This window comes from Legionella sp. JM-2024, from assembly GCF_055389095.1.
This window is the reverse complement of the sequence record NZ_AP039388.1, coordinates 117,326-130,259: the sequence shown is the minus strand read 5'-3', so window position 1 is coordinate 130,259 and position 12,934 is coordinate 117,326. Positions and strand designations below refer to the sequence as shown.

Genomic DNA, 12,934 nt, shown 5'->3' with positions numbered 1-12,934 from the left:
TAAATCAATGAACACTTCACTTTGTGATATAGCAAACTTAGTTCAAGGGACTGTAATAGGTAATGATTCCATTACTGTTTCAACTTTATCGCCAATAGATAATATCATTCCTGGAGCATTAATTTTTGCTGATGGTGAAGAGAATTTTAAACTGGCTGAAAATTCTGAAGCCGCTGCTATTTTAGTTAGTCAAGCTATTATTGATTCTAAAAAACCATTAATTCAGGTACAAAATCCTTTTAAGGCATTTATTGCATTACTCAACCATTTTTACCCACAAAAAAAAATCACTCCAGGAATACATCCCACTGCTGTGATTGGTGAAAACGTCCGATTGGGCGACCAAGTCTATATTGGACCATACGTGGTCATTGAATCAGGAAGCATTATTGGCAACCATTCGGTGCTTAAAAGCCATATCCATATTGGACATAATGTAGTCGTTGGAAACCATACAATCATTCATCCGCAAGTGACTATTTATGACAACTGTCAAATTGGTTCAAATGTCACTATCCATGCCTCTACCGTAATTGGTTCCGATGGGTTTGGTTATACTTTTGTTGACGGACAACATCTCAAAGTACCTCATTCTGGACATGTAGTTATCGAAAACGATGTTGAAATAGGCGCTAACACAGCGATTGACAAGGCAACATTAGGTGCAACAGTGATAGGAGAGGGTACCAAAATTGATAATTTGGTACAAATTGCTCATTCTGTCAAATTAGGTAAACATAACATTATTTGTGCATTTACTGGCATTGCTGGCAGTACTACTACGGGCAATAATGTCATCTTTGCTGCCAACGTTGGTGTAAGTGATCACGTGCGCATTGAGGATGAGGTTATATTAGGGGCACGCACAGGTGTACCTCCACGCAAACACTTAAAGAAAGGAATGGTATATCTTGGTAATCCTGCGAAACCCAAAGATATTGCTATTAAACATGAATTATCAATAAATCGTATACCATTAATACGAAAAAATATTAAATCACTCACTGAGCAAGTGGCTGTCATTAATAAAAAATTAGACATTAAAGAGGTGGAGTGACTATGAAGCCACCATTGATTCTAATTGATGGCTCTTCCTACTTCTTTAGAGCGTTTCATGCACTTCCTCCATTGACAAACTCCAAAGGTCAGCCCACTGGCGCAATTTATGGGGTGGCCAATATGATCAAAAAAATAATCAAAGATTATCAGCCAGAAGAAATTGCCGTTGTTTTTGATGCCAAAGGTAAAACATTTAGAGATGAATGGTACCCGGAATATAAAGCACACAGACCACCCATGCCCCAAGAATTAAGTTCTCAATTTCAGCCCCTAATCCAATTGTTGCAAGCGATGGGTTTACCTTTACTGATCATCGATGGAGTCGAAGCGGATGATGTGATCGGTACTTTAGCAACACAAGCGACTGACAAAGGAATACCTGTTGTGGTATCGACCAGCGATAAAGACATGGCACAACTCGTCAATGAACATGTTTCTCTTATCAATACCATGAGCAATTACAGCATGGATATTAATGGCGTCAAAGAAAAGTTTGGCGTGTCACCTGAGCAAATCATTGACTATCTGACGCTCATTGGGGATACAGTGGATAACATCCCTGGTGTAACAAAGTGTGGTCCCAAGACCGCTGTAAAATGGCTTACAGAATATCAAACCCTCGATAATTTAATGTCACATGCCGATGATATCGGTGGCAAAGTCGGGGAGTATTTACGTGAGAGTATTCCTCATTTGCCACTCTCAAAGAAATTGGTAACGATTAAAACTGATTTGGACTTGCCACTCAATTTAAACCAATTAACTCCTAATCCGGCTGATAAAGATCAATTAATTGAACTCACTCGTGAGTTGGAATTTAAATCTTGGCTTAAAGAATTATTATCGCAAGAAGAAAATCAAAAATCACAAACTGAAAAAGAGAATGGTAATACCAATTCCTATGAAATTGTCACTACCAATCAACAATTAAACTTTTGGCTTAACAAGCTAGAACAATGTAAGCAATTCTGTATAGATACTGAAACAACTGACCTTGATGTTATGCGGGCTGAACTGGTAGGGATTTCTCTGGCCATTGAAGAAGAAAAAGCAGCATACATTCCTCTTGCACACAAAGACGGCAGTAAACAACTGGTTCGAGAAGAAGTTTTAACCGCATTAAAGCCCATTTTAGAAAACCCGGAGATAGGAAAAATAGGGCAGAATATTAAATACGATTATAGTGTACTAAAAGGTCATGACATTACGTTAAAAGGTATTGCCTATGACACCATGCTGGAATCCTACGTCCTCAACAGTGGTGCCGGACGACATGACATGGATTCATTAGCTTTAAAATATTTGGGTTATAAAACGATAAGTTATGAAGAAGTTGCCGGAAAAGGAGCAAAACAGCTTCGCTTTGATCAAATTTCTGTAAACAAGGCAGGAATTTATGCTGCTGAAGACGCAGACATTACCTTACGCCTGCATCATAAACTTTTTCCCATGATGGATAAATCATTGCGCGATGTCTTAGGTGACATAGAAGTTCCTTTAGTGACTGTTCTTGCCGATATGGAAATGCATGGGGTATTAATTGACCCAGATACACTGAAGCGCCATGGTAATCGCTTAAAAGAACAAATGAAAGCTTTGGAAGATGAAGCATTACAATTAGCTGGAAGACCATTTAACCTTAACTCCCCCAAGCAATTGCAAGAAATTTTATTCGATGAACAAAAGCTTCCTGTCGTGGCAAAAACACCCACAGGACAACCCTCAACTGCTGAATCGGTCTTGCAAGAATTGGCTTTTGACTATCGACTGCCCGCAGTCATTCTGGAATACCGAAGTTTATCAAAATTAGTCAGTACCTATATTGATGCGTTACCTAAAAAAATTAACCCCAAAACGCATAGAGTACACACATCTTATAATCAAGCAGTTGCGGCAACAGGGCGCTTGTCTTCCAGTGACCCCAATTTACAAAACATCCCCATACGTAGTGAAGAAGGAAGGCTTATTCGTACTGCTTTCATAGCTCCTTCAGGAAGTCTGATTATGGCGGCTGATTATTCGCAAATTGAACTACGTATAATGGCTCATTTATCCCAGGACGACAATCTTTTGCGAGCATTTGCTCATGGTTGGGACATTCATGCAGCAACAGCCAGCGAAATTTTTCAAACCAATCTGGAGAATGTCACTAAAGAACAAAGAAGGAGAGCGAAAGCAGTAAATTTTGGTTTGATTTATGGTATGTCTGCCTTTGGCTTAGCGAAACAAATTGGTGTAGAACGCCAGGATGCCCAGCTTTATATTGATACTTACTTCCAACGTTACCCTAAAGTACTCGAATACATGGAGCGCACCCGTAAGCAGGCTCATCAACTTGGCTATGTTGAAACTTTGTTTGGTCGTCGTCTCTACTTACCTGAAATTAATTCACGCAATATAATGAGGCAAAAAGCGGCTGAACGCACGGCCATCAATGGCCCTATGCAGGGTACTGCTGCTGATATTATTAAAAAAGCAATGTTGGCCATAGCTAATTGGGAGCGCTCTCAAAAGAATCCGCTTGCACAAATGATTATGCAAGTACACGATGAATTAGTATTTGAAGTCCGCAAAGAAGCGATTGAAGAATGCACAGACATTATCCATAAACTGATGGAACAAACTGTAAAATTATCCGTACCTCTCGTTGTTTCTATTGGTACGGGGTTAAATTGGGATGATGCTCATTAAGATAACTAGAAGATCCCTTAATTTAACGCCTTGTATTTAATAATAACTAACCGATGTCTGGCTTGCAAAAGCTGAATTTTGACAGCTCATAAATTCACCAAAATAATAGGTCCATGTTTTGTAAATACGCTCCAAGCCAATTACTTTGGTCCAGGTATTGTATTCGTTCAAAAGCCTGCCATAATTTTTAAAGACCTGAATAAAGTCTTCTCGCATGATATCAGAATCGGACCAGGCTATAATTGGAAGCTGAGGGTATTTTTGCATTAGAATTCCTGCAAGCTCAGGACCATTGCAATTCACTTCATCGTTGCTAGCACCCAGATCGCCATCCATAACGACAATATCAGGGCAATAATTATTCATAAATGATAAGGCTGCTTGACTATTATTAACAATAGTCACAGAAATTGATGTAACAACCGACTCCAACAACCGGCGTAAACAAAATGCATTGAAAGCATTGTCCTCGACAATTAATACACGCATCACTGCTCCCTTTAAACTACGAAAGAAGTATACTGCGCAAACCTTAAGAAAAACTTAAGAAAAGAAAATTAATTAGGTTAAAATTTTCAGTTTGTTTTATATTAAATTTTTTTAACAAATTGGGACTTTAATTTCATAGCACCAATTCCATCAATTTTACAATCGATATCATGGTCACCTTCTACTAATCGGATATTTTTTACTTTAGTGCCTACCTTAACAACCTGAGAAGAGCCTTTCACTTTTAAATCTTTAATAACTGTTACTGTATCTCCATCCTGAAGCAGGTTTCCATTGGCATCTTTGATTATTCGAACAGCTTCTTCACTATTTTCATGAATATTTTTTGGCCATTCATGCATGCATTCGGGACAAATAAATACGTTTCCATCCTCATAACTGTATTCAGAATGACATTTAGGACAATTTGGCAAACTGTTCATTTTTTGTTTATCCTTTCGTAATTTGTTAAGTAGAAGTATAACTCATTAGACTTTTTTCAAAATCATACTTTGACATTAGGGTAAAATCTAATCCTTCTGGAATTATTTTAAAAATTCCGGGAAAAGTCTGGCGAAATAAACCTGTTGAAATGGCCGAATAAACTGGGATTGATGCAATCAATCTTTTATCCGGCCAGCTAGAAGAACCATTATTTAGTAAATGGTTTACCTAACTCACTTTCTTCTTGATGAGTGTTGCCTTTCGCTGAACTCGGCTTTGATAGAACACCAGGGAAATGCGCTGTAGGAGGAGAATTTTTGGTATCTTGTGTCAATGAACCACCTAGTGCTCTCATGGTTCCATGACTGCTTTCATTAGCAACTGAACTCTCATCTTTACTTGTAGCAGACTGAGATTCAGTGCCTTTAGCAACCCCAAATCCAACAGCGCCCGACAGTGCCCCGCCGGCAATACCGATTAGAGAGCCAAGAGCCAAGGCACCTAATATACCAAGGCCAAATGGAGCAAAAACACCAGTAGCAACTAAAGTAATACCTAATACAAAACCGGCTATAAACCCAATACCAGAAAAAGATCCCATTATCTTAAAATTACGATTATGAGATGATGAATCCGATAAAGGTCTTGCTTGAAGATGCTGAACGTCATCTTCACTATGCACCAATAGTTCATCCTCTTTTTGCTTCACTTTAGGCGAGGCAATTTCCTCAATATCTTTTAAATATTGGGTCCATTTAAATTGTCCAGGCTGCAGATTATACCCACGAATTTCTTCTTCACCATATCCCTTGCCTTTGGCAGCACGCAGCATTTCGCTATAATCTGCTTCACTGTCGTCAAGAATATAGACACGACTTGCTTTATCTTTTTGCTGACCAAGCTGGGAGTTCACATCATCAAATTTATACCCTGAGTCCAAAATTGTTAATTGATTAATTTCCTTTTCAGAAAAGCCATGATATTTGAAAAGCGCTTTAATGTATTCAACCCTGTTTTTAGTAACAATATTTACTGTCACATCATCATTTTTTAATAATTTATGAAAAAATTCGACGGCATCAGGAGTCATAAGAAAATCGACGTCTTGTTGAGTATGATCAAAGTGTTCGTCGTATTTTCCAAATTTTGCTTCGAATAATGACTGAACTTCTTTCGGATCTTTCATCGGCGTGTGTTTGTAATCCTGCTCTACTTTTTCTTTATAACCTTGCAACAGCGATTGATAAAATTCTGTAAATACTGCTTGACTCCCTGGTCTTCTGGTCACGGTACCATCAAAATCAGTGTAAATAACAACTTTTGTCATTGTAGTTCCTTGCTCTTAATCTCACTTTAATACTTGGCCCAATATTTTACAATGATTGTATTAAGAAAATATTAAGTTTGAAAATATTGCAAAATAACCTAAGTACCTATTCAGATGGCTGTAATAAATTGAGCCAATAAGGCTAAGTATCATAATTATTTCTATTTTAATAGATTTATTTTCCTCTGCTTTTAATTTATAGTCAGATTCACTAAGATAGACTGGAGGTCTTGAAGAATGATTTCAATAATTCGTTTTGCTAAGGGAATAACTTTTCTTATTCTTTTTTCACTCTTTACTTCCTCTTTATCCCAAGCCCAACAAGGCAAAGTCAATATACCAGAATTAACCAAAACCATTTCAGTACATCCCATTTCTCAATTCAGAACCACCGCTTTGGAAGATGTAGGAACCATTCAAGTTATTGATGGGTCGGATTGTGGGGAATCAAATCGTTCTGGAAGTGAAAATGCCATTTCATTACAAGGCAGTTATGATTTACCAGACTATGCCACGGATGCGACTGTTTTTCTCAACGGTTGGGATACCCGGTATTTAAGTAGCGATCACCATATTGGTCGTGTGGCTTCCATCATTAGAAGCCCACAGCGAGTTGGAACGCGATTGACCTGGGAAGCGGTAGGTCTTTTAAGAGATAAAAATTTCGATGACGGATATCGCTGGTGTTATTATTATACAGTAGTCGCCTGGAACCGTGATCGGATCGACGCACGAGTTTTAGGTAGTCGTGATAATACTACTTTTTCTTTTTATAACGAGCATGAGCATGTTGCCCTGGTTTCGGCAGCCGGCTTTCTCAATAATGACTTTCTTTCTCGCGATGTAAAAGCGGCTGTGTTACCAAGAGGATTTGTTTATGGTTGGGAAGAAGGATTTAACCAAGCAGACCATCATCTTTTACAAATTGCCTATAACCTCGATCATAGTGATACTTTTTTGCAAGCCGGCCGGACATGGAGTGGCCCTCCGCCTAATGTGACTAATAGCCAGGCTTCACGTTTTGTGAGTTGGGAAACACAAGGTATTTTCAAAGACAACAGCACCAAACGTGATTTTCGTTTTGGATCAGCGGTGAGTATCCTTGCTGGTCGTGGTGTTGAAACCAAGCAACCTCCCTTTATTATCATTCCTAAAGAGGATTATGGTAATTGTGGGGAGCTGGGAGGCGACGTAATCACTCAAGAACATGTCATAGAAAACGTGCCTTATGATTACGCCATTCCTGTATTGACGGCATGGGAACTACGCTATCCATGTAAGGATCATCATGTAAAACGACTTGGAGTATGGTTACATGATATGAGTTATGAGAGGGCACCAAACAGTCAAGTAGGCACTCTTCGTTACAGTATATCCAGTATTTTACGAGATAAAGATCGTGTTCCTTTGCACATACCTCGCCACAAGGTAACAGTGCTAGGAATGAATATTACTCCTTCTCGCCCGATTCCTGTACCTGATTAAGAATCTTGTGCCTTTCATAAGGCACAAGCTCCATACATATCCACAGGATCTCACGCAATACCCCAATTTCTTCGTTAGAGAGTGCTTTTAATTCAGTCAATTAACCGATTTAAACTCACTCATTAAATTTTTTGCCTCGATCTGCTTTGCGTAAGCCAACCGAGTTTTTTCTAAAAAATTAAATTTCTATATCATGAGCCAATAATCGTCTGTTTGCCCGAAAATAGGTAATAGGAGAATGTTCTAACAAATCAGATAATTTTTCCATGTAAATGCACGCAAACCTATCCACCTGGTATGCAAAATAACTTTCCTCAGCTCCTGCCCTAAAGACTCTTTCCCATTTTGGATTATAAAAACCGCTTTGCTCTTGTAACAACCTTGAAATTTGTAAATCCACCGTGGATATTTGCAATTGCAAATCATGAATTTCCTGATCATATTTTTGAGAATCTTCATCAATGCTTCTGGTGCAGAGATCAACATATTTTTGTTCCAATTCTTTTTTAATATTCATGGTTTCAGCGATTTTCTCTTCAATTGGCAAAGCCTTTATCTGAGATGCAATTTCCTCACCCAGTTCTTCAACAACCAAAGCCGTACGCCAGTTACAATCTTTTTTCAATCGTAATATGTCACCATAAATATGATCCCCTATATAGAGAATTTCATCTCCACCCACACCTAAATCTTCAGTAAATTTTTTGGCATTACCTCCTTGGTAAACACCAGGAGCTATTTGACCACTAAGATTAACCATCATCCCATTTTCAGGATTAATCGATAAAAATCTTAAATTATCATAAAAGAAACGGGGTTTATTCGCTAAGGTAATAATGTATTCAAATAAATCTTGCCAAGTTTCCCCTTTATTAAGAAAAGGTGACAATGAATAGTCCAACAACAATTTGGAGTATGAATATTCAGAGTTGGTCAAAATAAATATTTTTTTCCCATATCGAATAAAATGTTTCAATCCATCGACGACTGCCTTTTCTCTAATCACATATTTTTTTAAGTTTTTAATAATAATATTTTTTAAGCTGCCATCAGAATGTACTTTATCTACACAATATTGCACATCCTGGGCCATTGTTTGATAGGTAGGCATTTGTTCGGGATAAATATCTTTTAAATCAACCAATTGCCCATATAAAACACAAAACGCTATGGAAAAAGAAGTATCTATTGCCATGTAATTAGGATCCCCTAAATCAACATAAATACTTCGATAAATTTTTTTTTGGTCGCCAAAGCTAATTTGTTTCGTGCCATGGTAACTTAGTCTAATAGCTCCGTATCGACTCAGTTTTAATATGTTGCCATTTTTACTATCAATAACCAAACCACGGATGGCATCATTAAAATTAAATTTGAACTTTTTAATTTCTTCAGGGTAATGAAAATTCTCTACCAGCCTTTCTTTAATCAGGTCGTAAACCAATGACTCAAAATTCTTCGAATTATACCGAATTAAGGTGTGGTCCATATCCAAACCAATCAGTTTAATTTTTTTCATATTTATAATTCGATTTACAAAAACCTTGTGTGAATCCATTTTTTAAAACCTATAAAATTATTGACAGTTGTCTTTGGGGGTGAATAATGCCATTGGCCTTCTTTCCAAACACTCTGGAGTGGGAAATTGCTTCGTCGCCTCATGTACCGGCGTGTACACTTCGGTTCTGCATTCCATTTCTCCTCGCACCCACCCCAACTTCAGCGAGTTTGGAAAGAAGTCTATTATTTTAAATTGCTCACTCCGGTTTCAGAGGCAACTAATATTTTGTCTGCTAATCGTTTTGCAAATACTCCATTTTCAACAACGCCAGGGATCACATTAATACTGTCTTCCAAAGCCACAGGTGTCGAGAAATCCCAATTAAACACATCAAGAATAATATTGCCATTATCAGTGACAAAACCTTCTCTGTATTCAGGATCTCCCCCTAATTTAACAATTTGTCTTGCAACAAAACTGCGTGCCATTGGAATCACTTCCACCGCTACAGGAAATTCACCTAACCGTTTCACAATTTTGGATTCATCGACAATACAAATGAATTGGGTAGCCACACTTGCCACAATTTTTTCTCGGGTCAGCGCTCCACCACCTCCTTTAATCATTTCACCACGCTCATTGACTTCATCAGCACCATCAACATAGATAGGTAAATCCTGGACTGAATTTAAATCAATAACAGGGATTCCGGCTTCCCTAAGTAATGACTCGGTAGCTTTTGAACTCGCCACGCAAGCCTCTATCTTATGCTTAATTACAGCCAACTCCTTTATAAAAAAATTAACTGTCGAACCGGTACCAACACCGATTATCATATCGTCTTCAATATAAGCTATAGCTGCTTTGGCTGCTTTGATTTTTAATTCACTCACGAAATTGCCCTCTTTGCCTAATCACTTCATACAATGAGACCCCAGTAGCCACTGACACATTCAAACTTTCTACACTTCCCAACATGGGTAAGGAAAATAACCCGTCACAATGTTCACGAGTCAACCTCCTCAATCCCTCTCCTTCGGCCCCCATAGCAATAGCTATAGTTCCAGAACAATCCGTTTGATAAAGCGAATGATCAGCTTCACCTGCTGCACCATAGATCCAAACACCCTGCTGTTTTAAAATATCCATAGCCCTCACTAAATTTGTTACTCTCACCAAGGGTATGGATTCCGTAGCTCCGCATGCTACTTTACTAACGGTAGGGGTAATCCCCGCACTTTTATCTTTAGGAATTACAACAAAATCAACACCTGTTGCATCTGCCGAACGCAAACAAGCACCTAAATTATGAGGGTCGGTAATGCCATCCAGGATAAGAATCAAGGCGGGTTTTTTACTCGCCTCTAATAAATTAACAAGATCGCTTTCCCCATATTCAGGCAAGGAGGAAGCAAGCGCAACGATTCCTTGATGAGTCAATTCAGCAAATCGCTGATTCATTTTCTGGGCGCTTAATTTTTCTATATCGATATGAGCTTTTTCGGCCTTCACTAAAAATTCATGAAGCCTTTTATCAAGTCTGTCTTGATTAATAAAGAGCTTTTTTATCATTCGATGTGGATTGGCCAGTAAAGCGGAAACTGCATGTAAGCCGTAAACATATTGCTCACTCATTACTAACTTCTTCCTCGACAGGCTCAAAATCTATTTTACGCTCATCTAAATCAACACGAGCTACCAAAATGGTCATTTTATCTCCTAAACGATAAACCTGGCCACCACGAGCTCCTATTAAACGATGTTTTGCGGAGTCAAAGGTATAATAATCATTCTTCAAAGAAGTAACGTGGACTAATCCTTCAACATAAATTTCGTCTAACTCCACAAAAATACCAAAGCTCGTAACAGCCGATATCCGGCCTTTAAATACCTGGCCCAATTTATCTTGCATATATTCACATTTTAACCAGGTAATGACTTCTCTTGTCGCTTCATCGGCACGGCGCTCTGTCATAGAGGAGTGTTTCCCCAAGCGATTCATGTCTTCGTGACTGTAGTCAAATTCATATACTGGTTGATTATCTAATAAATGACCTATTGCTCTATGAATTAATAAATCAGGAAATCGTCTGATTGGTGACGTAAAATGCGTATAGGCGGAATAAGCCAAACCAAAATGACCCTCATTTGCTTCTACGTATTGAGCTTGTTTTAATGAACGAAGCATCACCGTTTCAATAAGATGTTTCTCCGGTCGGTCACCAATCATATTCATAGTACGCTGAAAATCTTTAGGTCCAGGTTTTCTTCCACCACTCAATTGCAATCCTAACTCGCCCAAAAATTGCCTTAAGCCAGTAATTTTATCTTCTTCTGGGGCAGCATGCACTCGATATAGAGCAGGAATTTCCGCTTTTTCTAAAAATCTGGCCGTTGCAACATTAGCAGCTAACATGCATTCTTCTATTAATTTATGAGCATCGTTCCTTATGACAGGCACGATGCATTTTATTTTCTTATTTTCATCAAATTCGATTCGCGTTTCAGTAGTCTCGAAATCCATGGCGCCTCTAAGCCTGCGTGTATCCAGCAGAACATGATACAAATCATAAAGCGCTTCCAGCATTGGCCACAACGCTTGATGCTTTTCATCTGCCTTTCCTTGCTCTAACCACGATCCAACCTGGGTGTAAGTCAACCGCGCATGAGAATGAATTACCGCCCGATAGAAACGTGAACGAGATATTTTGCCTTCTTGGCTAATGGACAACTCGGCTACCATACATAATCGATCGACCGCTGGGTTTAATGAACAAACCCCATTAGATAAGGCCTCCGGTAACATAGGCACCACTTTACCTGGGAAATAAACTGAATTTCCTCGCCTTGCAGCTTCCTTATCCAAGACAGAATCTTTAGCCACATAATGACTTACATCGGCTATAGCAACATAAAGTTGAAAACCGTTTTTTTCTTTTTTATAACAATAAACAGCGTCATCAAAATCCTTGGCATCTTCACCATCAATAGTCACAAAGGGGAGATTACGCAAATCCGTTCTTCCTTTCAGTTGATCTTCAGAGATCTGCTGTGGAATTTTTGCGACTTCGACAAGGACATCATCCGGCCATTCGAAAGGAATACCATGCGCATGAATTGCAACCTGAATTTCCATACCCGGAGCCATATGCTCACCCAGAATATGGATTACTCTACCAATAGCCTGGGAACGTTTATTGGGGTATGCAATTAATTCAACCAGTACTATTTGGCCATTTTTAGCATGGCCAAGGAATTCTTGTGGAATTGAAATATCTTGAGTCAGGCGTTTGCTATCGGGAATAACAAAACTCACGCCATGATCGGTAAAAAATCGACCTACAACTGTTGCATTAACGTGTTCGAGGACCTCATGAATTTTAGCTTCAGGCCTTCCCCTTCTATCCAAACCTGCCTGATAGGCAAGTACTATGTCCCCATGCATGACTGCTTTCATTTCTTTAGCAGAGAGCACCATATCTTCTGAGCCATCATCAGGAATGAAAAATCCAAAACCATCAGGATGACCTTGCACAGTCCCACGCAATAAATTAATTTTTTGCAATAAACAAAAGCGTCCTCTTCGATCCTGCATGATTTGACCATCGCGCAACATGGCTTTCAAACGAAAGCCCAAGGACTCCTGCTGACTCTCAGAATCCAAATCCAATTTATCAAACAATTTATTGCGCGACATGGGCCTACCATATTCATCAAGAATTTCCATGATGAACTCTCGGCTTGGAATTGGTTCGGCGTATTTTTCACGTTCCCTTTTATAAAAGGGGTCTTTGGATTTTTTACTCACCTTTCACCATTTTTATCTTAGCACTTAATAATTACTTAAACATATTTCAGTCTGTTCTACCACTTATCTGTGTAAGTAGCAAGGATAGGCTTGCCAAGCTTGTGAAGAATTAATCCTGGGTTCGGTTCAT

Annotated in this window: 10 protein-coding genes; 3 read left to right on the top strand and 7 right to left on the bottom strand. The window is 38.7% G+C overall.

The features are described 5' to 3' along the window. The first annotated feature begins 7 nt into the window (after positions 1-7). Positions 8-1,057 (top strand): UDP-3-O-(3-hydroxymyristoyl)glucosamine N-acyltransferase, encoded by a 1,050-nt coding sequence (gene lpxD / locus ACZ5EK_RS00565; protein ID WP_464430859.1) that lies wholly within the window; start codon positions 8-10, stop codon positions 1,055-1,057. 2 nt (positions 1,058-1,059) lie between these two features. Continuing rightward, on the top strand, positions 1,060-3,750 hold the full coding sequence (gene polA / locus ACZ5EK_RS00560; protein ID WP_464430858.1) for a DNA polymerase I: 2,691 nt from the start codon (positions 1,060-1,062) through the stop codon (positions 3,748-3,750). A gap of 36 nt (positions 3,751-3,786) precedes the next feature. Here the strand turns inward: polA and ACZ5EK_RS00555 are convergent, their stop codons facing one another. From ACZ5EK_RS00555 to ACZ5EK_RS00545, 3 genes are all read right to left on the bottom strand, one after another. Then, on the bottom strand, positions 3,787-4,239 hold the full coding sequence (locus tag ACZ5EK_RS00555; protein ID WP_464430857.1) for a response regulator: 453 nt from the start codon (positions 4,237-4,239) through the stop codon (positions 3,787-3,789). Positions 4,240-4,340: 101 nt separating this feature from the next. After that, positions 4,341-4,682, bottom strand: coding sequence for a zinc ribbon domain-containing protein YjdM (locus ACZ5EK_RS00550; RefSeq protein ID WP_464430856.1), 342 nt, complete (start codon positions 4,680-4,682; stop codon positions 4,341-4,343). A gap of 209 nt (positions 4,683-4,891) precedes the next feature. Next, entirely contained in the window at positions 4,892-6,010 is a 1,119-nt protein-coding gene (locus ACZ5EK_RS00545; RefSeq protein ID WP_464430855.1) for a DUF1700 domain-containing protein, read from the bottom strand. Positions 6,011-6,247: 237 nt separating this feature from the next. Between ACZ5EK_RS00545 and ACZ5EK_RS00540 the strand changes: the two genes are divergently transcribed. Beyond that, complete coding sequence (locus tag ACZ5EK_RS00540; RefSeq protein ID WP_464430854.1) at positions 6,248-7,495, top strand: hypothetical protein; 1,248 nt, start codon at positions 6,248-6,250, stop codon at positions 7,493-7,495. A 178-nt stretch (positions 7,496-7,673) separates the two neighbouring features. Here the strand turns inward: ACZ5EK_RS00540 and ACZ5EK_RS00535 are convergent, their stop codons facing one another. The 4 genes from ACZ5EK_RS00535 to rnr all read right to left on the bottom strand — a co-directional run bounded on the left by ACZ5EK_RS00535 (position 7,674) and on the right by rnr (position 12,804). Continuing rightward, positions 7,674-9,053, bottom strand: a complete 1,380-nt coding sequence (locus ACZ5EK_RS00535) for an HAD-IG family 5'-nucleotidase (RefSeq protein WP_464430853.1) — start codon at positions 9,051-9,053, stop codon at positions 7,674-7,676. Positions 9,054-9,238: 185 nt separating this feature from the next. Continuing rightward, positions 9,239-9,889 (bottom strand): ribose-5-phosphate isomerase RpiA, encoded by a 651-nt coding sequence (gene rpiA, locus ACZ5EK_RS00530; RefSeq protein WP_464430852.1) that lies wholly within the window; start codon positions 9,887-9,889, stop codon positions 9,239-9,241. Further along, complete coding sequence (rlmB, locus tag ACZ5EK_RS00525; protein WP_464430851.1) at positions 9,882-10,631, bottom strand: 23S rRNA (guanosine(2251)-2'-O)-methyltransferase RlmB; 750 nt, start codon at positions 10,629-10,631, stop codon at positions 9,882-9,884. The genes rpiA and rlmB overlap by 8 nt, the downstream gene beginning before the upstream one ends. After that, on the bottom strand, positions 10,624-12,804 hold the full coding sequence (gene rnr, locus ACZ5EK_RS00520; protein ID WP_464430850.1) for a ribonuclease R: 2,181 nt from the start codon (positions 12,802-12,804) through the stop codon (positions 10,624-10,626). The genes rlmB and rnr overlap by 8 nt, the downstream gene beginning before the upstream one ends. Between the last annotated feature and the right edge of the window lie 130 nt (positions 12,805-12,934).